The sequence below is a fragment of the Aliivibrio sp. S3MY1 genome, from assembly GCF_028765575.1.
GTDB lineage: Bacteria > Pseudomonadota > Gammaproteobacteria > Enterobacterales > Vibrionaceae > Aliivibrio.
In genome coordinates this window covers 343,687-366,455 of sequence record NZ_JARACO010000001.1, presented here as the reverse complement: position 1 = coordinate 366,455, position 22,769 = coordinate 343,687, and the positions used below count along the sequence as shown (strand labels likewise).

General features: G+C 41.0%; 17 protein-coding genes. 9 read left to right on the top strand and 8 right to left on the bottom strand.

All coding sequences use genetic code 11. The annotated features are described in order from the left end of the window. The first annotated feature begins 51 nt into the window (after nt 1–51). Together PVK62_RS01535 and pdxH are read left to right on the top strand one after the other, a co-directional pair. Nucleotides 52–7,416, top strand: coding sequence for a cadherin domain-containing protein (locus PVK62_RS01535; RefSeq protein WP_274442805.1), 7,365 nt, complete (start codon nt 52–54; stop codon nt 7,414–7,416). A 115-nt stretch (nt 7,417–7,531) separates the two neighbouring features. Continuing rightward, nucleotides 7,532–8,167, top strand: a complete 636-nt coding sequence (pdxH, locus tag PVK62_RS01530; protein WP_274442806.1) for a pyridoxamine 5'-phosphate oxidase — start codon at nt 7,532–7,534, stop codon at nt 8,165–8,167. Nucleotides 8,168–8,227: 60 nt separating this feature from the next. Here pdxH and punR read toward each other — a convergent pair whose 3' ends face one another. Beyond that, nucleotides 8,228–9,136 (bottom strand): DNA-binding transcriptional activator PunR, encoded by a 909-nt coding sequence (punR, locus tag PVK62_RS01525; protein ID WP_274442807.1) that lies wholly within the window; start codon nt 9,134–9,136, stop codon nt 8,228–8,230. A gap of 130 nt (nt 9,137–9,266) precedes the next feature. Between punR and punC the strand changes: the two genes are divergently transcribed. Further along, a complete protein-coding gene (punC, locus tag PVK62_RS01520; RefSeq protein ID WP_274442808.1) occupies nt 9,267–10,448 on the top strand; it encodes a purine nucleoside transporter PunC in 1,182 nt (393 codons plus the stop codon). A gap of 108 nt (nt 10,449–10,556) precedes the next feature. On the opposite strand, the gene PVK62_RS01515 is transcribed toward punC, so the two are convergent. The 3 genes from PVK62_RS01515 to arfB all read right to left on the bottom strand — a co-directional run bounded on the left by PVK62_RS01515 (nt 10,557) and on the right by arfB (nt 14,639). After that, nucleotides 10,557–12,197 carry a DUF342 domain-containing protein gene (locus tag PVK62_RS01515; protein ID WP_274442809.1) on the bottom strand — a complete coding sequence of 547 codons (1,641 nt, stop codon included), beginning with the start codon at nt 12,195–12,197 and terminating at the stop codon, nt 10,557–10,559. Between the two features lie 109 nt (nt 12,198–12,306). Then, nucleotides 12,307–14,226, bottom strand: coding sequence for a RecQ family ATP-dependent DNA helicase (locus tag PVK62_RS01510; RefSeq protein ID WP_274442810.1), 1,920 nt, complete (start codon nt 14,224–14,226; stop codon nt 12,307–12,309). Continuing rightward, entirely contained in the window at nt 14,226–14,639 is a 414-nt protein-coding gene (gene arfB, locus PVK62_RS01505; protein WP_274442811.1) for an alternative ribosome rescue aminoacyl-tRNA hydrolase ArfB, read from the bottom strand. The genes PVK62_RS01510 and arfB overlap by 1 nt, the downstream gene beginning before the upstream one ends. An 86-nt stretch (nt 14,640–14,725) precedes the next feature. Here arfB and PVK62_RS01500 point away from each other — a divergent pair, with 86 nt between their 5' ends. The 5 genes from PVK62_RS01500 to PVK62_RS01480 all read left to right on the top strand — a co-directional run bounded on the left by PVK62_RS01500 (nt 14,726) and on the right by PVK62_RS01480 (nt 17,957). After that, nucleotides 14,726–15,082: a YibL family ribosome-associated protein gene (locus PVK62_RS01500; RefSeq protein WP_274442812.1), complete on the top strand. Its 357-nt coding sequence runs from the start codon at nt 14,726–14,728 to the stop codon at nt 15,080–15,082. Nucleotides 15,083–15,227: 145 nt separating this feature from the next. Next, entirely contained in the window at nt 15,228–16,190 is a 963-nt protein-coding gene (gene rlmF / locus PVK62_RS01495) for a 23S rRNA (adenine(1618)-N(6))-methyltransferase RlmF (protein WP_274442813.1), read from the top strand. Nucleotides 16,191–16,355: 165 nt separating this feature from the next. Continuing rightward, nucleotides 16,356–16,607, top strand: coding sequence for a hypothetical protein (locus PVK62_RS01490; RefSeq protein WP_274442814.1), 252 nt, complete (start codon nt 16,356–16,358; stop codon nt 16,605–16,607). Nucleotides 16,608–16,690: 83 nt separating this feature from the next. After that, entirely contained in the window at nt 16,691–17,488 is a 798-nt protein-coding gene (locus PVK62_RS01485; RefSeq protein ID WP_274442815.1) for a Cof-type HAD-IIB family hydrolase, read from the top strand. Between the two features lie 130 nt (nt 17,489–17,618). Next, nucleotides 17,619–17,957 (top strand): cytosolic protein, encoded by a 339-nt coding sequence (locus tag PVK62_RS01480; protein WP_274442816.1) that lies wholly within the window; start codon nt 17,619–17,621, stop codon nt 17,955–17,957. A gap of 95 nt (nt 17,958–18,052) precedes the next feature. On the opposite strand, the gene PVK62_RS01475 is transcribed toward PVK62_RS01480, so the two are convergent. Beyond that, complete coding sequence (locus PVK62_RS01475) at nt 18,053–18,490, bottom strand: PACE efflux transporter (protein WP_274442817.1); 438 nt, start codon at nt 18,488–18,490, stop codon at nt 18,053–18,055. Nucleotides 18,491–18,629: 139 nt separating this feature from the next. On the opposite strand from PVK62_RS01475, the gene PVK62_RS01470 reads away from it, so the two are divergent. Next, nucleotides 18,630–19,529 carry a LysR family transcriptional regulator gene (locus tag PVK62_RS01470; RefSeq protein ID WP_274442818.1) on the top strand — a complete coding sequence of 300 codons (900 nt, stop codon included), beginning with the start codon at nt 18,630–18,632 and terminating at the stop codon, nt 19,527–19,529. A 34-nt stretch (nt 19,530–19,563) separates the two neighbouring features. Here the strand turns inward: PVK62_RS01470 and PVK62_RS01465 are convergent, their stop codons facing one another. From PVK62_RS01465 to ectB, 3 genes are all read right to left on the bottom strand, one after another. Next, a complete protein-coding gene (locus tag PVK62_RS01465; protein ID WP_274442819.1) occupies nt 19,564–20,991 on the bottom strand; it encodes an aspartate kinase in 1,428 nt (475 codons plus the stop codon). Between the two features lie 102 nt (nt 20,992–21,093). Then, entirely contained in the window at nt 21,094–21,480 is a 387-nt protein-coding gene (locus PVK62_RS01460; protein ID WP_274442820.1) for an ectoine synthase, read from the bottom strand. Between the two features lie 14 nt (nt 21,481–21,494). Next, nucleotides 21,495–22,760, bottom strand: a complete 1,266-nt coding sequence (gene ectB, locus PVK62_RS01455; RefSeq protein ID WP_274442821.1) for a diaminobutyrate--2-oxoglutarate transaminase — start codon at nt 22,758–22,760, stop codon at nt 21,495–21,497. Between the last annotated feature and the right edge of the window lie 9 nt (nt 22,761–22,769).

Genomic DNA, 22,769 nt, shown 5'->3' with positions numbered 1-22,769 from the left:
GTCTGCATTGCAAAGTGGTGCTATTGGTAAATGGATTTGGGAATTAACGTCATGGCTTCTAAAATATCAGAAAATACTAAACAAAATATTGTAATTGATAAGAATGGTAATTTAAAACTGATAAATGCGGGCGAACCGCTTTTGTCTGGTGAAATCGTTATTGGAAATGACCCTGATAACTTTTTAGTGGAAGTTACTGATTTATCAGAAATAAGTGATGATGTTAATGCGATTTTAAATGCAATTTCTGATGGGGAAGATCCAAGTTTAGTTACTGAAGCTCCTGCTGCGGGTGAAAACAGTGGATCAAGCTTAACGGTTTCTACTGAGATCGAACGAATAGGAAAAAGCACGGTTGCTGAAACTAACTTTGACACATCTTCTCTAGAATCCATTGGTTTATCAAAATTCCAAAGTTTAACATTATTGGAACAATATAGGGTGTATAGAGAGACTGGAGATCTTCTGATTCCAGATCCAATCAATGGCCTAGTTAAAACCGCTCCAGGTATTTCCATCGCTGAAATTGATGCAAGCGGTGTGATTAATGAAAAGAACGCAGAAAATGGCATTCAAGTTGAAGTGACGCTACCTGCAGGGACAGAGAAAGGTGACATTATTGAGCTGCGAGATAGTGATGGGAAGGTGGTTGGTGAGCATAGACTAACTGAAACAGATATCACTAACGGTAAGGTGGAGATCACCGTACCAACAGCAGAGAATGATGGCGATTATGAATACGTGGCAGACATTACGGATCCTGAAGGTAATACTGGACCGATATCGGATAAAGTCGGTTTTGAATTAGACACGATGGCTCCGGGTACAGATCCAACCGATGGTGATAGCAACCAAAACGCCCCAATTCTTGTTATTGGTGAGGTGGATGATAATGGAGTGATCAACGAGGAGGACGCCGCGAATGGTATCCAAATTGAGATTACCTTGCCAAACGGGGTTGCGGAAGGCGACACAATTGAGCTGCGCGATGGCACAGGCACTGTAGTTGGTGAGCACAAGCTAACAGAAACAGACATCACGAGCGGTAAAGTGGAGATCACGGTATCGGCGCCAGAGAATGATGGCGACTACGAATACGTAGCAGACATCACGGATCCTGCGGGCAATACAGGCCCAGTGTCAGACAAAGTGGGTTTTGAATTAGACACGATAGCGGTAGGGCCTGTGAGCGATAGCGACACAGACAACAATACCGTCTCTGAAAATGCCGCCATCGGGGATGTAGTCAACATTACAGCGACCGCGACAGACGCGGATGGTGACACGGTGAGCTACAGCTTGAGCGATGATGCCAATGGCTTGTTTGTTATTGACCCAGTTACAGGCGTGGTCACGGTGGCGGGTAATCTTGATCATGAAACCGCGGCAAGTCATACCATCACGGTGGTTGCTACTTCGACTGATGGCTCAACCAGCAGCAAAGACTTTACCATTGGCGTGGATAACGCCGATGGCACGATAACTGGTCAAGGCGATACCGATAATGCGGTCGGTCCGGTAGCAGACACTGATAGTGATGCGAACACGATTTCAGAAAATGCCGCCATCGGGGATGTGGTCAATATCACGGCAACGGCGACCGATGCGGATGGCGATACGGTGAGCTACAGCTTAAGCGATGATGCCAATGGCTTGTTTGTTATTGATCCAGTTACAGGCGTGGTCACGGTGGCAGGCAATCTTGATCATGAAACCGCGGCAAGTCATACCATCACGGTGGTTGCGACTTCAACTGATGGCTCAACCAGCAGCAAAGACTTTACCATTGGCGTGGAGAATGCCGATGGCACGATAACTGGTCAAGGCGATACCGATAATGCGGTCGGTCCTGTGAGCGACAGCGACACAGACAACAATAGCGTCTCTGAAAATGCCGCCATCGGGGATGTGGTCAATATCACGGCAACGGCGACCGACGCGGATGGTGACACGGTGAGCTACAGCTTGAGCGACGACGCCAATGGCTTGTTTGTTATCGATCCAGTTACAGGCGTGGTCACGGTGGCAGGTAATCTTGATCATGAAACCGCGGCAAGTCATATCATCACGGTGGTTGCGACTTCCACCGATGGCTCAACCAGCGAGAAAGATTTCACCATTGGCGTGGAGAACGCCGATGGCACGATAACTGGTCAAGGCGATACCGATAATGCGGTCGGTCCGGTAGCAGACACTGATAGTGATGCGAACACGATTTCAGAAAATGCCGCCATCGGCGATGTGGTCAACATCACGGCAACGGCGATCGATGCGGATGGTGACACGGTGAACTACAGCTTGAGCGATGATGCCAATGGCTTGTTTGTTATCGATCCAGTTACAGGCGTGGTCACGGTGGCAGGCAATCTTGATCATGAAACCGCGGCAAGTCATACCATCACGGTGGTTGCGACTTCCACCGATGGCTCAACCAGCGAGAAAGAATTTACTATAGGTGTGGAGAACGCCGATGGCACGACAACTGGTCAAGGTGACACCGATAATGCGGTCGGTCCGGTAGCAGATACCGATAGTGATGCGAACACGATTTCAGAAAATGCCGCAATCGGCGATGTGGTCAACATCACGGCAACGGCGATCGATGCGGATGGTGACGCGGTGAGCTACAGCTTAAGCGATGATGCCAATGGCTTGTTTGTTATCGATCCAGTTACAGGCGTGGTCACGGTGGCAGGCAATCTTGATCATGAAACCGCGGCAAGTCATACCATCACGGTGGTTGCGACTTCCACTGATGGCTCAACCAGCGAGAAAGATTTCACCATTGGCGTGGAGAACGCCGATGGCACGACAACTGGTCAAGGTGACACCGATAATGCGGTCGGTCCGGTAGCAGATACCGATAGTGATGCGAACACGATTTCAGAAAATGCAGCAATCGGCGATGTAGTCAACATTATAGCGACCGCCACAGACGCGGATGGCGATACGGTGAGCTACAGCTTAAGCGATGATGCTAATGGCTTGTTTGTTATCGATCCAGTTACAGGCGTGGTCACGGTGGCAGGCAATCTTGATCATGAAACCGCGGCAAGTCATACCATTACGGTGGTTGCTACTTCCACCGATGGCTCAACCAGCGAGAAAGATTTCACCATTGGCGTGGAGAACGCCGATGGCACGATAACTGGTCAAGGCGATACCGATAATGCGGTCGGTCCGGTGAGTGACAGTGACACGGACAACAATACCGTCTCTGAGAACGCAGTGATTGGGGATGTGGTTAACATCACGGCGACCGCGGCCGATGCGGATGGCGACACGGTGAGCTACAACTTAAGCGATGATGCCAATGGCTTGTTTGTTATCGATCCAGTTGCAGGCGTGGTCACGGTGGCGGGTAATCTTGATCATGAAACCGCGGCAAGTCATACCATCACGGTGGTTGCGACTTCCACCGATGGCTCAACCAGCAAGAAAGATTTCACCATTGGTGTGGAGAACGCCGATGGCACGACAACTGGTCAAGGCGATACCGATAATGCGGTCGGTCCTGTGAGCGACAGCGACACAGACAACAATAGCGTCTCTGAAAATGCCGCGATCGGGGATGTGGTCAATATCACGGCAACGGCGACCGACGCGGATGGCGATACGGTGAGCTACAGCTTAAGCGATGATGCTAATGGCTTGTTTGTTATCGATCCAGTTACAGGCGTGGTCACGGTGGCGGGTAATCTTGATCATGAAACCGCGGCAAGTCATACCATCACGGTGGTTGCTACTTCGACTGATGGCTCAACCAGCAGCAAAGACTTTACCATTGGCGTGGATAACGCCGATGGCACGATAACTGGTCAAGGCGATACCGATAATGCGGTCGGTCCGGTAGCAGACACTGATAGTGATGCGAACACGATTTCAGAAAATGCCGCCATCGGGGATGTGGTCAATATCACCGCGACCGCGACAGACGCGGATGGCGATACGGTGAGCTACAGCTTAAGCGATGATGCTAATGGCTTGTTTGTTATCGACCCAGTTACAGGCGTGGTCACGGTGGCGGGTAATCTTGATCATGAAACCGCGGCAAGTCATACCATCACGGTGGTTGCGACTTCGACTGATGGCTCAACCAGCAGCAAAGACTTTACCATTGGCGTGGATAACGCCGATGGCACGATAACTGGTCAAGGCGATACCGATAATGCGGTCGGTCCTGTGAGCGACAGCGACACAGACAACAATACCGTCTCTGAGAACGCAGTGATTGGGGATGTAGTCAACATTACAGCGACCGCGACAGACGCGGATGGTGACACGGTGAGCTACAGCTTGAGCGACGACGCCAATGGCTTGTTTGTTATTGATCCAGTTACAGGCGTGGTCACGGTGGCAGGCAATCTTGATCATGAAACCGCGGCAAGTCATACCATCACGGTGGTTGCGATTTCCACCGATGGCTCAACCAGCGAGAAAGATTTCACCATTGGTGTGGACGATATAGATGAAATTGCACCAGACGCTCCAGCGATCACAAACATTACAGATGACTCTGCAGCAAGTGATAACTCTATTGTTACTATTCACGGAACAGGAGAACCAGGAGCAACCATTGCGATTTATATCGTAGATGGTGATGGTAAAACTCAACAAGGCACAGCACTTGTTCAGCCTGATGGAACTTGGGTATCTGACTTTAGTGGTTTAGATGAGATGGTTCATTATCAGGTAACCGTTGTTCAAACAGATGCAACGGGCAATACAAGTGAAGAATCAGATTCAATACAATACTTCAATGGAGATTTTATAAATACCGATAATCTTGATGATTATGCATTACTCGGTGATGGAGATGATACCCTCTATTTGAATAATGACGACTTAAACGATCGTGTCGTTGTAGATGGTGGTGCAGGTACAGATACCGCTGTACTTAACTCAAACCTATCAGAGTGCCAAATTAGTGTTAATGAGCATGGTGAAATTGTCATCATCGATAAAGATGGCGATGAAAATATCTTCAGAGATTTTGAAGAATTTAAATTTAATGATGATCATAAAACAATAGAAGAATTATTAACGCCAGAAGTCACTATTATTGATGATAAAAATAATAATGGGGTTCTAACTAAAGCTGAACTTGAAGGTAGAGTAACTGCAACAATAGTATTACCACCAGCAGCAACTGCAGGTATGCTTCTTCTGATAACTATTGATGGGCAGGCAGAAGAGTACACATTAACTCAAGGTGATATAAATGCAGGATCATTAACAAGAGAAGCGGATGCACCAGCAAGTGGTAATAAAGTAAATATTTCAGCAGAATTATCACTTGGCGATGATAATTTTGTTGGTTCAGATGAAGTGATTTATCTTGAAAATAGCGCTCCGATTGCAGGGAACGATAGCTTTTCCGCTCAAGAAGACAAACCTTTTGTTATTAGCTTGCAGGACTTGTTAGGCAATGATTCTGACTTAGATGATGACTTACTATCACTAATAAGCATTACTAACCCATCATCTGGTTCAGCAATTATTAATTCGGATGGTGAAATTGAATTTACACCAGCACCAAATTTTAGCGGTGAAGTTACTTTTGATTACACTATTAGCGATGGAAAAGGTGGTAGTGATACAGCAACAGTAACAATCAATATTGATGCTGTTGCAGATACACCAAATTTAACTATCGCAACACAATCAAAAACGCTACTAGAATCAAGTTTTGAAGATCAACCTGAAGACGATAAAAAACAATTCTCATCAGGAGTTGATGGATGGACGCCAATAGAAGGTGAAGATGCAATAGAAACTTGGAACAGCGGCTCTAATATGAGCGAAGGTGGTATTGTTCATGGTAGTGATGGTAAGCAATTTATTGAATTAAATTCATCTTCAAATTTTGATTCAACTAAAGGCATTGAAAGAGATATAGATACTCAAGAAGATAAACTATATACACTTACTTTAGATGTTGCTCCTCGCCCAGGCTATGGCTCTGAATATAACTCTTTTGATATTGTAGTTGATGGTGTTGTTGTTGGTTCGTGGAGTGGAAGTAGCCCTAAAGACCAAGGATTAGATTGGAATTCAATCCAAGTCAGTTTTTATGGGTCTTCTACGCCTCAAAATATCCAATTAGTATCAACAGGTAAACATCATAATTCAGGTCGTGGTGTATTGATAGATAACCTCGATATCGAAGAGCATAATGGAGTTCAAGCTGGTAATGAAGGAGCTCAAACTCATATTATACTGAGTGATTATATTGATGCTAACCTTAATGATACCGATGGTTCTGAAGTATTAAGCTACGAAATTGCTAATTTACCAGTGGACGCATTTGTATTGGTTGATGGTATTTATATCACTCCAGAAAATGGCAAAGTCACTTTAACTGCTGATCAATTATCTACTGGAAAAATGGTAATTAATTCTTCTTATACCGGATCCTTTACTCTTGCCGTTACGGCCGTTGCTACAGAAACATTAAATGGTGATACGGCAAGAAGTGAACCACAATTCTTAGAGTTAATGATTGTTGAGTCTGGTACCAATACAGACCCAATCGACACTTCAAAAGTACAAGGTGGAGATTTTGCGGATCAAATTACAAAAGGTTCGGTTCAATCGATTACTCCTGGTGTTCATGGCCAAACCTATATTATTGATGATGCAAATGTGATTAATAGTGGTGCTGGTAATGATCATGTTGCGTCAGGTGCAGGAAACGACATTATTCACTTAGGAGACAGTCATACTGCAGGTTACGATGAAACTCAAAGTGCATATGATATAGCAGATGAAGAAAGGGCTTTATTTGCAACTGGTTCTGATGCGAGTAAATTAAATGATCAAGATTTAGAATCATTCATCTCTGGTTATTCTCCTGTAGCACATATTGATGCTGCGCATGCTGGAGCTGGCGATGATCATGTGTTTGGCGAAGGAGGGATTGATTTAATTTATGGTGCTGAAGGTGATGATTATTTAGATGGCGGCTCAGGTGATGATGTTCTGCGTGGCGGCTTAGGAGATGATATTTTAACTGGCGGCTCAGGTAACGATATCTTAATTGGTGGGCTTGGTAATGATATTCTTACCGGTGGTGCAGGAGAAGACATCTTTAAGTGGGTTGATCAAGGAGCTGATACAGGTACTGACACCATCAAAGACTTTACTGTCGGTGAGGACTTAATTGACCTAACTGAAATTATCAGTGGTTTTGATGAGGAAATGAATATGACTGATCTTTTAGGTCATATAAAAGTATCTGAAAGCGGAGATGATCTAACTCTATCCATTACAGATGATGCAGGTAACGCCCATGAAATCATTGTTGAAGGCGCAGTTGATTCATTTGGATTAGAAGACGCTAACTTCTCTAATCAATCAGAAATACTGACTAAATTGTTGAACGATCAAATGTTTAAATTAGATGATATTACTTAATTAGTGTATCAATCTTAAATTAAGGGCCTGTTTTTGGTCCTTTTTTATTTTAGCCCCTTGTTTAAGGCTGTTCAAAAGAGCACAATTTCAACAAACAAGTCGAAGTGAGATTTACATGGAATTAGAAGATATTCGTCGTGATTACAGCCTTGGGGGCTTACGTAGAGCTGATTTACCGCAAGAACCTGTTGATTTATTTGAACTGTGGTTGAAGCAGGCGGTAGAAGCAAAACTAACTGACCCAACAGCGATGACTGTGGCGACGGTTGATAAAAATGGACAACCATTTCAACGTATCGTGCTATTGAAGCATTTTGATAAAACAGGATTTGTTTTTTATACCAATCTTGCTTCTCGAAAAGCACAGCATCTTGAAGAACACAGCAAAATTTCTTTGCACTTTCCTTGGCATCCTCTTGAGCGACAAGTTCATATTACTGGTACGGCAGTAAAGCTTTCAGCGTTAGAAAATATGAAGTATTTCACTTCAAGGCCAAAAGAGAGCCAAATTGCAGCATGGGCTAGTAAACAAAGTAGCCGATTGACCGCTCGTTCGGCACTTGAAGGCAAGTATCTTGAACTGAAGCAAAAATTTGCTCAGGGCGAGATCCCTGTTCCTAAATTCTGGGGCGGTTTTAGAGTTAATATTGAATCGATAGAGTTTTGGCAGGGGGGCGATCATCGTCTGCATGATCGATTCATATACAGTAAAGATCAAGAAGAATGGGCGATCGACCGATTAGCGCCATGATCTTGACGTGATCGTGATGATTTAAAAAATGCCGATGATCATAAGATCATCGGCATTTTTTTATATCTCTTTTAACCATTCAGTATTCAGTTTCTCCGTTTCCCCGAGATAATCTAATAACCACTGAATCGCAATGGATTGATTGTTTGTATTCCAGGCTAAGCAACACGGACTTGGAGCAATGTTATTTTCAATTTTTTTATTAATAATCTTCCCTGCCGAGAGTAAGCGTTTAGCTTTATGGCTTGGCATTACTCCCACACCTAAACCATCAATAAAACATTGCTCAGCACTGTGCCAGTTAGGAACGATTAAACGACGTTGATTATCCAATTGCCAGGTTGTTCTTTTTGGCAGCATACGAGATGTATCTTCTAAACAGATCACGGGGTATTTCATTAATTCAGAATCAGGAATCGCACCATTATAATTTGCAAGAGGATGAGAGATACTCATGACAAAATCCCATGAAAGCTCTCCCATAGGGCGATAAGAGAAATTACCACCAATAGGTATTGTTGCCGTTGCTCCAATGCAAATATCAGCTCTGCCTGTCATTAGGGCATCCCACACGCCATTAAATACTTCCATGGTGAGTTGCAGCTCGATATCAGGAAAAGTAGCATAAAAATCACGTACTAATTGATTTACGCTATCTTCACGAACTACAGTATCTAAAGCAACCGAGACACTTTGTTGCCATCCATTAGCAACACGTTGTGTATTTAAACGAATATCTTCCATCTCTTTAAGTAACTTTCTTGCTTGCTCTACAAAATATTCACCGGCAGCGGTTAATACGACTTTGCGATGTAAACGAGTAAAAAGAGTTACCGTTAATCGATCTTCTACAGACTTAATTGTATAGCTAATTGCACTTGGTACTTTGTGTAACTCTTCTGCCGCGCGGCTAAAGCTACCAAGACGAGCAACGGACTCAATCGTGATTAATTCATGATAAGAAAACATAGAAAACCTGATGGTGAATTGAACACATCAAAAATATTGATGCTAAGTGCAAATTATATCGTTTCACAAGAGTAGCAACTAGCACATAGAATGCAACGGATTTTAAATATGTTCAGCTTTGGAGAAGAACATGGAAAACAAAAAACAGTCGATTCCTTATATCTGGCTTGCTGGCCTAAGTATGTTGGGATTTTTAGCAACAGATATGTATTTACCTGCATTCGATATTATTCGTGGTGATTTGGCAACAACCGAAAGCATGATTGGTTTAACCCTTAGTATTTTCTTGTTCGGTATGGCGATAGGTCAACTTTTTTACGGTCGTTTGACTCAAAAACTAGGCACTAAAAAATCGTTAATCATTGGTTTAAGCATTTTTGCAATCAGTAGCTTGGTTGCTTCATTTTCAACCAGTGTCGAAATGTTACTTGTTGCGAGATTCTTTCAAGCATTAGGTGCTTGTAGCGCTAACGTAATTTGGCAAGCTATGGTGATCCAACGTTATGATGCAAAAACGTCTCAACGTATTTTCGCAACGATTATGCCACTAGTCGCTCTTTCTCCTGCATTAGCTCCTTTACTGGGTGCTGCTATTGAGAAGTTCTATGGTTGGTCGATGATTTTTGTTACGTTAACTATTATTGGTGTTGGCTTAGCAGTAAGAACGTTTGCTGATAAAGAACCTGTTCAAGAGGTTAACTCTAATGCGAAAACCATTACTTTTCGTGATGTTATCAAGTCAAAAAAATTCACAGGTAATATGCTGATTTATGCAGCAAGCTCTGCAATCTTCTTTGCATGGTTAACTGGCTCGCCTTTTGTTATGACTCAAATGGGTTATTCAGGTGCTGATATCGGTTTGAGCTACATTCCACAGACCATTGCATTTATTGTTGGTGGTTATGGTTGTCGTTGGGCACTAGAGCGCTTTGAGAGCCAAAAGGTACTTCCTTGGATCTTAAAGTTATCTATTGCGAGTGTGAGCGTGGTATTTTTAATTGCATGGCGCATGGAACCGACATCAATCATTCCAATGCTAATCCCATTTTGTTTCTTAGCAGCAGCGAATGGCGCGGTTTACCCTATTGTAGTAAACAATGCATTAATCGACTTTAAAGAGGGCAGCACAGTTGCTTCAGGTCTATTAAACTTTTTACAAATGTTATTTTGTGTAGCAGCAAGTGCGATGGTATCAAGCATTAGTTATTTAGGTCCAATCTCAATGGGTAGCGTGATGCTACTACAATTGGTATTCCTATTTATTGGTGCGGTTTTGGTATTTAAATCAAATAAAGAAGAAAATAGGGTATAAGCTGGGCAATAATCAGCTTAGAACGTCGACTCTAGTTAGAGTAAATAAAAATAGCATTGAGCGTAATTGCCAATGCTATTTTTTTGTCTATAAAATACTAGACGATGTTTATTTTTTGCCTATCATCACCGGCTCGATATCAATCTCATATCCAGAATAAGAAACCTTACTTGGACTATATTCTCTTTTTGTCACTAGGTGCTCTGTATTGAATTGGATATCTACTCGTGGAAAGATTTTATTCGTAACAAAGATATGATTTGTCTTAAGGTTAGAGTTAAAAGTGCTCTGTTCTTGTTTTAATGCTGATATTAACGTAAGTAAATCTTGATTGGATTTTTCTTTTGAGCGGAGGATTTTTTCTGCTAATTCAGGAGCTTGTCGTTCAATATTAATTTGTTCAATTTTTATGATTTGTGAACTTACATCATCATGACGCTTTTGAAGTGCGTGAAGTGTCTCCTTGTGAGCATTAAAATCATGAAAAGCTTGGATTTTAGTATAAGCCCCACCTTCAATACCTAAGTTTGCAGTCTTAATAAAACCATTGGCTGTAGCCTTTCCTCCACTAATTGTGCCGTGTTTTTCTGTATGATCAATGACAAAGATAGAGCCTAAGGATTTAAGGGTACAGTGGTTTGCATGCAGAGTAATATGAATGTCGTTGTGTGCCATTATATGCGCATTTTGAGCCAGTTTTGTTGTTACTTTCCCCTCTGCCGTGACACTACAAGTTAATGGTTCTTCGTCCGCTACAGGTCGACCAATGATGCCATTTATCACGGTAATATCACCTTTGGCGTTTACTTCTGCATTTTCAATAAACCCGCCAACCGTAATACTTCCTTCTGCGGATACTTTCATTCCAGGTTCAATATCTTCCTGAACGAAAATGCTGCCGTTAAATGAGACATGACCTGATGTTGCGTTAATACTTTTTACCGTCAGAAGATTATCAATCGCGATACCTGAGGCATGAATTAGAGGTGTGCCATCAATATCTGCAAGTAGTAGATTTGGATCGACTGCTGAGATAGAAGAGCCGGGGTAAAGTTGAAAATTAGAATCGACTCCAGAAGCCGCAATGACGGTTTTACCTGTTATGGTCAGGCCGTTTATTCCCTGAGTTGCAGGTGTTTTTTTCATTAAAGGTGTATTTTTTGTAACGCTAATCACCTCACCGAGATTTCGCATGTCGACATACCCATCATCGGTCTCTTGTGGCTTTAATACACGTTCAAGAATATTAGGGACAAGTGTTTCAAAGATTGTATCTTGTCCTGCTATTGGTTCACGTCCAATAGCAATAATATCTGAGATTATTTCACCTGGTGCGAGATCTTTGCTTTTTAGCAATAATGCTTTGAGATTGTCTTTATTAATTCCTTTTAAGATATGTTTATTTGTTAGCGCTTCAATTATTAATGGGCCGCGTAATGGTACGCCTCCATAAGCGCCAGTTACTGTCATTATAGCGGCCATTTCATCTTCTTGTACCTCAATAGATAACTGCGCATCTAAACGTTGTGAGATGAGAGTTCCATTTACGTTAGATACATTTCCATTTTTAATCGATGAAATTATAGTTTCTATTTCACTATCAAAGAGATAATAATTATTTACACCTGTATTTTTTAAGGCTTGATAAATATGACTTGCTTCAATTTGGTGGGGTGATTCAGTATTTTCAGGAATAACAAAATGTACGGTAGATTTGTTATCTGATAAGACTAAGAACTGCTCAATCATATTCTCTCCAAAGAAACTTTTATAGTTTATTGAAGAGAATATTATCACTTATAACGTATGGGGTTTATATTATGTGTTGTAAGTGCAAACAGACTCACAATTTATAAACTTAACCATTCAGTTTTCCAACTAATTCAAGCACTTCAAAAAATGGTTGTGACTCAAACTTTGCATAACCTGACATTTTATTCGCTCTTATCTTCGTTGTCAGTGGTGTTGGAATACCGCATAAAAATCGAGCGAAAACGGCATTGGCTAATGGTTCTTTACTGTTGTTTTGTAACTCTTGACACCAATGTTTTACCTGTTCATCATCAGCAATAAAATGAGCAGTATCTCTTGGTAAGTGAGCACCTTCAGAGCGACAAGCAGAGCAGTGGCCACATTGTTTTGGTGCATTAAAGTCGGCGAAATAATTCGCTAAAGAATGGCTTAAGCATGTTTTAGTTTCAAAAAAATCAAGCATCGCATGAATTCGCTTAATTTCGCTCTCTTCTTTATTTTTAAACAGTTGGTGTTGTTCTTGAGAAAGAACATGAGTACTTTCTACTTTATTAAGTACTTGATAAACCTCAGTCATTAATTTGCTTTCAAGTTCTATCCAACCTTGTTCATGGAAATAATCTAGTGCTGCAATTACGCGTTTACGCTCCCCTTGATATCCCATCCAAAGCGCATCAAAATCAACGGTGTGCCATGTTTTGGCTTTTGGCGAACACTGAAAAATAGTCGAAACAAAATGCTGACGTTCTGTTTGAAATTTAGCAAGAATGTCATTAATTGGAACCAAGGTTTTGAATCGATAGTCCGCGTAATAGCTGAACTTTGCTTGAATGATCTTTTTGAGCTCTAAGTACACCAGTAATGTTTTTAAAGGTAACTGACGAACATTACTGTCTTTAGATAAACGAAGTAATTGGGTTTCCCATGTATCAGACGATTTATAAATATCATCCAGTACATATTGAATCGCTTCTCTATCAGGCGTATCTCCATAGACAAAGTTTTCTAACACATTCAGACCAGAAGTATTAGCAAGGACAGTACAAAAAGAAGGATAACCGTCTCGTCCTGCTCGCCCAATTTCTTGCGAGTAGTTTTCAATCGATTTAGGTAAATCAAAATGGATCACCTGACGAATATCTGATTTATCAACACCCATACCAAAAGCAATCGTCGCAACAATACAATTAATGTCACCATTCATGAATTGGTGCTGTATCGTCTCTCTGATGTCGTGCTTTAATCCTGCATGATAGGCCTTTGCTTGGATACCATTTCCTTGTAACCATTGCGCCACGTTTTCCGCGGTTTGTTGTAGCGTGACATAAATAATGCTTGGTTGATTTGGTCTCTGTTGAAGCGTCGCATAAAGAGCTGAGCGCTTTTGTTGTTCTTCAACAGGAATAATGGAAATATCTAAGTTCGGGCGATAGAAACCCGTAATCACAATATTGTCTTTTTCTATGTTGAATTTTTTACTCATGTCTTCAATAACGGCTGGCGTTGCTGTTGCCGTCAGAAGTAAAACGTGAGGAATATTTAATGCTTCTCTATCTTGAGGAAGTTTAAGATAATCGGGTCTAAAGTTATGACCCCATTCAGAGATACAGTGAGCTTCATCTACCACTAATAAAGAGATATTAATTTGAGCAATGAATTGACGAAAGCGTTCATTCTTCAAGCGCTCTACCGAGATCATTAAAATCTTAATTTCCCCGTTTCTAACCCCTTGTAAGATAGCTTGGGTCTCTTCACGAGTTTGAGTAGAGTCAATAGACGCCGCTGAAATGCCTTTGCTTTTAAGAAAAGTAATCTGATCTTTCATCAAAGCAAGTAAAGGGGAAATAACAAGCGTGAGGTTAGGGAGTAATAATGCAGGTAGCTGATAACATAATGATTTACCAGAACCGGTAGGAAAAATAGCAGCAGACGAGTGACCATTAAGCACTTTCTCGATAACTTGCTGTTGGCCGCCTCTAAGAGAATCAAAGCCAAATACCTCTTTTAATGTCTGCTGATATGTCATTAGTAATCTACCTTTTTTCTCATACTTTTAGTTTGGCCGCGTTGTGTTTTGTTATCAACTCGTTTGCGTTGAGAGCTGCGTGTTGGTTTTGTTTCTCTGCGTGCTTTTTGCGTCTCTGCTGCCGATTGAATTAATTCTTTTAAGCGTTCAAGTGCATTATCACGATTTTTTTCTTGAGTTCTAAACTGCTGCGCTTTAATTACTATTACCCCTTCTTTAGTGATACGACTATCTTTCATTTTTAATAGTCGCTCCTTATAGAAGGCAGGTAACGTCGATCGTGCAATATCAAAGCGTAAGTGAATGGCACTTGAGACCTTATTCACATTTTGTCCACCCGCACCTTGTGCCCGAATTGCAGTTAGCTCTATTTCCCAATCGGCTAATTCGACTTGGTTTGAAATGGTTAACATGTAATAAACCTATGATCGTTGTTCTAATAGAGGTTATACTATCAGGTAGCGTCGATACGCACCATTTTCAATACAAAGGTAATTTCATGAGTGTAAAAGAAGAACTGCAAAAAATTCATAACCGTTTAGATCGTTGTAAGCACCGTTTAGATGCTGCACGAAAGCGTGACGATCAACCTGTCGTTAAACAGTTTTTGCATGAAATCCAAACGCTAGAAAAGAAAGTAGCAAAATTAAATGGTAAAAAGCAGTTTGAAACAGGTAATAAGGGAACAGAAGTTCGCAACCTTGAGTTCAAGCGTGCAATTACTAAAGCAGAACAAGCTGATATGGGTAAACTGAAAAAATCAGTTCGCGGTTTAGTTGTTGTGCACCCAATGACTGCGCTTGGTAAAGAGCTAGGACTTAAAGAAATGACAGGGTTCGCACCACAAGCGTTCTAATAACTTTTCATTTCAGACTAAAAACACAAGTATGTGTTGAAATATAAATAGCCATGATATCGATAAGAGCATGGCTATTTTTTTTAAGTAATTCATTCATACATCAGCTATGATGTCCGCTATTATTCATTATCAGTAAACTTACATGACTCATTCTAAATTTGCTCCTACAAAAACACCGATGCATCCTCGTAATAAACATAATGCTAATTATGATTTTCCTGCGTTGATTGCAACATCTCCTGAACTGAAAGCATTTGTTGAAACGAATCAATATGGTAATGAATCAATCAACTTTTCAGATCCTCTTGCTGTTAAAGCATTGAACAAAGCACTGTTAGCGCATTTCTATGATGTTCCATTTTGGGATATTCCAGAAGGTTATCTATGTCCACCAATTCCTGGTCGTGCGGATTACATTCATAACATTGCTGATTTACTTGCAATCACAAATGACGGTGAGATACCAACAGGTAAAAATGTTCGTGGTTTAGACATCGGTGTTGGTGCTAACTGCGTGTACCCTATCATTGGTCACCGTGAGTACAAATGGAACTTTGTTGGTTCTGATATTGATGTTCAAGCACTAAAAATGGCATCGTTCATTGCGAACAACAACCCAAGCCTGAAGAAGGGTATTGAGTGTCGCCAGCAAAAAAATGAAGAGAATATCTTTAGAGGTGTTATCAAGCCACAAGATGAATTTGCGTTCACTATGTGTAACCCTCCGTTCCATGCATCAGAAGCAGAAGCAACAGCAGGATCTGAGCGTAAACAACAGAATCTAGCGACAAACAAATCGAAGAAAGGTCACGCTTACAATGAATTAAAAGGCGTGAAAAAACTGAACTTCGGTGGCCAAAAAGCAGAGCTTTGGTGTGAAGGTGGTGAATTAGCATTCATTACTAAAATGGCAAAAGAAAGCTGTGAATTTGCGCTGCAAGTTCAATGGTTTACGACATTGATTTCTAAGAAAGAAAATGTAGAAGCTTTACATCAAGAGCTGGCACGATTAGGTGTTAAAACTATTAAGACGGTTGATATGGCTCAAGGCCAGAAAATAAGTCGTTTTGTGGCATGGACATTCCAAGCCAATGTAAATTTGTAAGCGATTTAATTCATTATCTATCAATGGGTTAGTTATAAAGTGTTTTTAAGTTTGACTCAACGTAGATTAGAGATACGTCAGTAACAACCTCTGCGATTTAACATTAATAATTTCAATCATTTAACTGTCAGAATATGCAGAATCCGACAGTTAAATGGTTATTTTATGAAATCTAAAACTCTTCTTGCTTCTTTGATTAGTGCTGCTCTACTTGTAGGTTGCAATGATGAAGCCATCACAAAAACGTCTCCTCAAGCCCAGCTACGAATTGCTGAAGTGAACCTTTCTTATATTCGTATTATTGCGCCATTCTCTGGGTGTTTCGCAGAGCGAGTGATTAAACTAAAAGGGGCTTTCGTGGATCCTTTTTTATTTACAAAAAGAGTGATATTAACCTCTCATTTTGAACTAGAGTAGTTCGGTTCCCATAATGCTAAGGTATATACTCTTTTGTCATTATCGACGCCTCAGCGCCTTCAATTTATTCTGAGTATTAATCAATGCAAAAACACAACGTAAAATTTATTGCTGCCGATATGGATGGCACGCTACTTAATGAACAGAGCCAATTAGACCCAAGTTTTTTCGATCTTTATCAGCAATTAGAAGACAAAGGCATCATGTTTGCCGCAGCGTCTGGACGTCAATACTACAGCTTATTAGAAACCTTTGAGCCAGTGAAAGATCGCATGATGTTTATTGCAGAGAATGGCACGCTAGTGATGCATCAAGGTAAAGAGCTATACAGTTGCTCGATGGACACACCGTTGATAATTAACATCATTCAAACAGCGCGTTCAATCGAAGGTACGCAGATTGTACTTTGTGGAAAAAACTCAGCCTACATCGAAACCCAAGATCCAAAAGCGTTGGCTGAGTTTTCAAAATACTACCAACGTTGTCAGTATGTAGACGATCTTCTTGCGGTTGATGACGAGTTTATCAAAGTAGCAATTTGTCATTTTGATGGCACAGAAGAACATGTTTATCCTACTATTAACGCTAAATTTGGAGAGACTCACCAAGTGGTGGTGAGTGCTAAAATTTGGTTAGATATAATGAATGCAGAAGCCTCAAAAGGTGCTGCGATTAAACATTTACAAAATACACTTGGTTTTAGTTTTGAAGAGACAATGAGCTTTGGTGATTACCTAAATGATTTAGAAATGCTGCAAGAGAGTTATTATTCTTATGCGATGGAAAATGCGCATCAGCAAGTAAAAGAGACGGCCCGCTTTATGGCACCAAGTAACAAAGACGCAGGCGTGTTTACGGTGATTAAAGAGCAAGTACTATAAAAATTAGAATTTGAATAGAATGCCATAAGTTGGCCTAATGAATGTCCGGAAATAATTTAGCCACTAAATTTCTACTAGGTTCTTCCTTAATAGTGATAAAATCCTCACACCAGAATAACCGAGAAACTTTATGTTTATCCATCATGTTAACGACATCGACTGGTTAGTGATTACTGCTTTTGAAGAACTGAAACCCATGTTTATCGAAGAAGCCGGTGCGATTCCATCTTGCTTCTCTATTAGTAGTGAATTGAGCCTGATTGATCAAGCTAAGCGCACTTATGGGTATTTACCTACATTCCGTGGTGTAATTACTGATACTGGCACATTTCAAAGTCAGGATAACGAAGAAGATTTACTTCCACAGCTTGCTTGCTTAGTTGAGGGGCGTGGTCGAGTATTTATCTATCATGGTGGCTTTGTGGCTTTTGTGGATGACGAGCAAACCTTTATTACCCGAATGGATTGAAAATTATTCAGTTCAGATACCGAGTATTAAAAAACAAACAACCCGCCAATCAGCGGGTTGTTTACTATCTAGCTCTCTATATCACATCGAATTTATCACGCGGTGACTGACTCATCCCTTGCCATTCTTTTTAGCAATACTGCTCGTACATTATCGTATACCCAGTTAAAGGTGAATGCGTAAATGGTGATAAAGATAGTCACGCCAATATCCATTATAAAGGCTTCCCAAATGCCTACGTTTAATAAGTAAGCCATCACAGGTACAGTTGCGAACAATAATCCTAATTCAAACAATACAACGTGGAAGATGCGTAATGAAAGGGTGCGTTGTGTTTTCTCGCCAGTGAAGAATTGATCGAAAATCCAATTATAAATAAAGTTCCAGATCATCGCGATAGTGGCAACGACTATCATGGTTCCTGATAGGTCGGTAACGTCGTGATTAGTAAAGATAGCTAACCCAAGAATAGACAGTGATACCGCCAATACCTCAAATAATACAGCGTGGAAAATACGTTCAGTGGTTTTCATAGCGATGACTCTTAATAATTATTGATACATTTAAAAATAATGAATCAGCGATTATAGAGAGCAAATAAAAGAGATAAAGTTAACAGCTATCACGAGTTGTGATAGCTTGGTTCCTTAAATTATTTATTGAGCTAATGCCATGTACAGTTTTGAGCAATTAAAAATCTTTGTCACCGTGTGTGAGTGCGGTTCATTCTCTGCCGCAGCTCGTCAGTTAAAGCGCGCTCAATCAGGTGTGAGTCAGGCCATTGCCAATTTAGAGATCGCCATTAACCAAGAACTGTTTACTCGAGAGAAGAACACACCAGTGCTGACAGAGAAAGGCAGAGCGTTATTGCCGATTGCTCAATCTATTTTGCATCAACAAAAGTACTTTGATCAAAAAGTAGAGTCGCTAGAAAGAGAGCACGAATATGAGTTAGTCATTGCCATTGATGAGAGCTTAATGAATGACGATGTATTACAAATATTGGCAGCATTGGCAGATAAGTTTCCTGTGACGGATTTTGAGATCATCACAACCTCAACTTTTGATGTTGAAGAGTTAGTAAAAAAAGGCAAAGCCCAAGTTGGGATTGTCTATGCAGATGGTGAGCTAAAAGTAGACATGGATTTCTTTACTCTAGGTCATGTGCGTTTTTTGACGGTTGTGTCTCCAGAGCATGAGTTAGCCAGTTTGCCTGTCGTGAATGATGCAGCATTGAAAGGGCACAGACAATTAGTACATCGTAGCTCAAAACGAAAAGAATTGTGGTTCAGTTATGGGATAAGCTCAAAGTTGTGGTACGCCAATACGCATCAAACCTTGATGGATCTTGCTTGTAAAGGAGTGGGTTGGACGATAGTACCAGAGCATAGTGTTGCAAGCTTACTAGAGCAGAATAAACTTGTGGCACTGCCGATTGCACATGAATTTGATGGTTGGCTTACCCCTATGGGTTGCTTGGTGTCGCGTAGTCATGTTTTTGGCCCTGTATTAGAAGAGTTATTGTCCTCTTTACAAACGATTAGCCAAAAAAAACCGCCAGCTCATTATTAATGAACTAACGGTTTATTTACACTGTAAAACGGAACTAAGCGACCTGTTCAGTTTTTACTTGTGTGGTGGCTATATCTTCACAAAATTCGTGGTGCAGCGCTCGAATAGCGTTTTGATAGTCTTGATCGCTTACTACAAATTGCACGTTTACGTTACGCATAGACGCATGCAGAGCAACAGGGGTGACGTCATTATTCATCAATGATAAAACCCCTTTTGCTAGTGCTTTGTTAGTATCAATCTGAGAGCCAATCACCGAAATTAATGCCACCATACGACCTTTAATAGAGGCGTTTGGATAGCGTTTTTCTGCTTTGTATAACAGTTTATTGAGATTTTCAGTGCTACCGCCAAGGTAATAAGTAATTGAATTAGCATTCATTTCTTTACCAATTAAACTCACTTGTGCGTCTGAGATAATTTCCATTAACTCATAGCCAACGTTATCCACTTGGCCTACCATTGCTTGATCAAACAGATGTAGGGCAAACACTTTTTCTTTACCTGCAATGATCTCGACTTTGTTGGTTTCTGGCTGGTAATCTGATGAGATTAATGTGCCTTTGTGTTCTGGCTCAAAAGTGTTTTTAATCTGGATTTCAATATTGCTTTCGCGAAGCCCTGCCGCTGCATTAGGGTGAATCGCTTCCATTCCTAAGTTTGCTAATTGATCAGCAACATCGTAATTGGTGCGACCAATCGGGAATACCTTATCTGTGCCTACAACACGCGGATCGGCTGAGCTTAAGTGATATTCTTTATGAATAATGGCTAAATCAGCATTGGTAAGTGAGGCGATACGACTAAAGGTCATTTCACTGTAACCACGATCGTATGTGCCCATTAAGCCTTCTTTGCAATAGGCATAGCCAGTAACAATCGGCAGCTCTGTGGTGATATCTATGTCTTTAAATACATCAGTAATAGTTTCATCTAATGTTCTCGGAGTTTGGTTATCCCAACCAGAGAGATCGACAAACTTGGCGTTAATGCCAACGGTTTTTAGCTTTAACGCCGTGTTAAAGGCACTGTGAGCTTCACCAATAGAAGATAGAAATTCACGCACTTGAGGTAAATAACGACGCAATGAAAACTGACCGTATTGACAGGTTTCAAGAATATTAGAAATACAAGTTTTAGCTTCATCAATTCGTGAGCAAATGAATTTATCAGCTCTTAAACGATTTAGCGGATCAATAAATAGATGTTCATTGGTTAATAGCATACGATTTTTCACATACTCCAATGCTTCATCCCAGCTGTCGTCGCGCTTAGCGATCAGCTTATAAACACCAGGTTTACCTGTTTTTTTGCACTCAAGTAATGAATCGGTAATGCCACCATAGGCAGAGACCACAAAAACGCGATTATATGGATTCTGAGGGCGAAGAAATATGTTGTCTAAAACGGCGTCAAACGCAGTCATAGAAGTACCGCCGATTTTTTCTACGGTATAAGTCATGGGTAAATCCTTTTTGACTTTGAGAGGGAGAATCCTCTTGAGTCACCATGAACCCAAGTGGATTTACTGCTAACTTAAATAAGCACTAGGGGGAATTAGTGCTTAATCTAAGATAGGGTAGACGCCGTTTTTATCATGAACTTCGGCCCCTGTGATTGGTGGATTGAAGACGCACGCCATCACCATTTCTTTATCTTGATAAGCACGCAAGTAGTGTTCGTCATGCTTATCAAGAATGTACAAGGTGCCCGGTTTGATTGGGTAGGTTTCACCGCCAATGACTTCAATTTCACCTTCGCCACTCATGCAATAGACTGACTCTAAGTGGTTTTTGTAGTGAATGTGAGTTTCTGTATTTTCATAAATAGTCGTAATGTGGAAAGAGAAACCCATGTTGTCATTCTTCAACAACATTCTTACGCTTTCCCATGTTTCTGATGCTACGCGTCGTTCGCTATCACGACATTCGTCTAGTGTTCTAACAATCATTGTTTCGTTCCTGATTAAGATGCTTTTTTGAAGTGTTTTTCTGCAATATTATCAATTGCGTTTTCAAAGATGGTTAGGCCTTCTTCTAGCTCTGACTCTGTGATCGTCAGTGGACAGAAGAATTTCACTACTTCATCAGATGGACCTGCAGTTTCAATGATCATGCCGTTCTTAAAACAATCTTTAGCGATATCACTTGAGATAATGCCGTCTTTACACTCAATACCAATCATCATGCCGCGACCTTTTTGTTGAACAAACAATTTAGGGTAGCGTTTTACAGCACGAAGAATGACATCACTGACTTTTTGAGAGCACTGTTTGATGTGTGTTTCAAAATCTGAGTTTGCCCAGTAAATCTCTAGTGCTTTTGCTGCAGTAATGAACGCGTGATTATTACCACGGAAAGTACCGTTATGCTCACCTGGTTTCCATTCATCTAATTCTGGTTTTAGTAAGACAACCGCCATTGGTAAGCCGTAGCCACCAATAGATTTAGATAGCGTAACCATATCTGGTTTAATACCTGATGGCTCAAAACTGAAGAAGGTGCCAGTACGACCACAGCCAGCTTGGATATCATCAACAATCATTAGAATATCGTTGGCTTTACAAATCTTGCTTAAACGCTGTAGCCATTGATTTGATGCGACGTTTAATCCACCTTCACCTTGTACAGTTTCTAAAAGCACAGCAGCAGGTTTATCTAAACCACTTGAGTTATCAGATAGCATGGTTTCAAACAGATTAAGGCCATCGATATCGGCATAACCTTCAAAAGGAATGCGAGTGATGTTGTTTAAGCTAAAACCTGCACCTTGGCGATGGTGTTGATTCCCTGTCGCTGCCAATGCTCCTGCAGTACAACCGTGGAAACCATTAGTGAAAGCGACAATGTTAGTTCGGTTAGTGACTTTACGTGCCAGTTTTAAAGCGGCCTCAACGGCATTGGTTCCGGTTGGACCGGTAAATTGAACTTTATAATCTAGATCTCTAGGTTCTAGGATGTAATTATTCAATGCATTCAAGAAAGTGGCTTTTGCACTTGAGTGCATATCTAAGCCATGCGTAATGCCATCATTTTCGATGTATTCAAGTAAAGCTTGCTTTAAGACTGGGTTGTTGTGACCGTAGTTGAGTGATCCGGCTCCAGCAAGGAAGTCTAAGTAACGTTTGCCGCTTTCGGTTTCTAGCCAACATCCTTTTGCTTTTTGGAAGACAACTGGAAAACTGTTTGAGTATGAACGTACTTGTGATTCTTGCTTCTTGAAAATATTCATGATGAGTCC

Excerpts from the sequence above, each read along its gene's own strand:
- PVK62_RS01535 (WP_274442805.1), top strand. The coding sequence starts at position 52 with ATGGCTTCTAAAATATCAGAAAATACTAAACAAAATATTGTAATTGAT.
- pdxH (WP_274442806.1), top strand. The coding sequence starts at position 7,532 with ATGGAATTAGAAGATATTCGTCGTGATTACAGCCTTGGGGGCTTACGT.
- punR (WP_274442807.1), bottom strand. The coding sequence starts at position 9,136 with ATGTTTTCTTATCATGAATTAATCACGATTGAGTCCGTTGCTCGTCTT.
- punC (WP_274442808.1), top strand. The coding sequence starts at position 9,267 with ATGGAAAACAAAAAACAGTCGATTCCTTATATCTGGCTTGCTGGCCTA.
- PVK62_RS01515 (WP_274442809.1), bottom strand. The coding sequence starts at position 12,197 with ATGATTGAGCAGTTCTTAGTCTTATCAGATAACAAATCTACCGTACAT.
- PVK62_RS01510 (WP_274442810.1), bottom strand. The coding sequence starts at position 14,226 with ATGACATATCAGCAGACATTAAAAGAGGTATTTGGCTTTGATTCTCTT.
- arfB (WP_274442811.1), bottom strand. The coding sequence starts at position 14,639 with ATGTTAACCATTTCAAACCAAGTCGAATTAGCCGATTGGGAAATAGAG.
- PVK62_RS01500 (WP_274442812.1), top strand. The coding sequence starts at position 14,726 with ATGAGTGTAAAAGAAGAACTGCAAAAAATTCATAACCGTTTAGATCGT.
- rlmF (WP_274442813.1), top strand. The coding sequence starts at position 15,228 with ATGACTCATTCTAAATTTGCTCCTACAAAAACACCGATGCATCCTCGT.
- PVK62_RS01490 (WP_274442814.1), top strand. The coding sequence starts at position 16,356 with ATGAAATCTAAAACTCTTCTTGCTTCTTTGATTAGTGCTGCTCTACTT.
- PVK62_RS01485 (WP_274442815.1), top strand. The coding sequence starts at position 16,691 with ATGCAAAAACACAACGTAAAATTTATTGCTGCCGATATGGATGGCACG.
- PVK62_RS01480 (WP_274442816.1), top strand. The coding sequence starts at position 17,619 with ATGTTTATCCATCATGTTAACGACATCGACTGGTTAGTGATTACTGCT.
- PVK62_RS01475 (WP_274442817.1), bottom strand. The coding sequence starts at position 18,490 with ATGAAAACCACTGAACGTATTTTCCACGCTGTATTATTTGAGGTATTG.
- PVK62_RS01470 (WP_274442818.1), top strand. The coding sequence starts at position 18,630 with ATGTACAGTTTTGAGCAATTAAAAATCTTTGTCACCGTGTGTGAGTGC.
- PVK62_RS01465 (WP_274442819.1), bottom strand. The coding sequence starts at position 20,991 with ATGACTTATACCGTAGAAAAAATCGGCGGTACTTCTATGACTGCGTTT.
- PVK62_RS01460 (WP_274442820.1), bottom strand. The coding sequence starts at position 21,480 with ATGATTGTTAGAACACTAGACGAATGTCGTGATAGCGAACGACGCGTA.
- ectB (WP_274442821.1), bottom strand. The coding sequence starts at position 22,760 with ATGAATATTTTCAAGAAGCAAGAATCACAAGTACGTTCATACTCAAAC.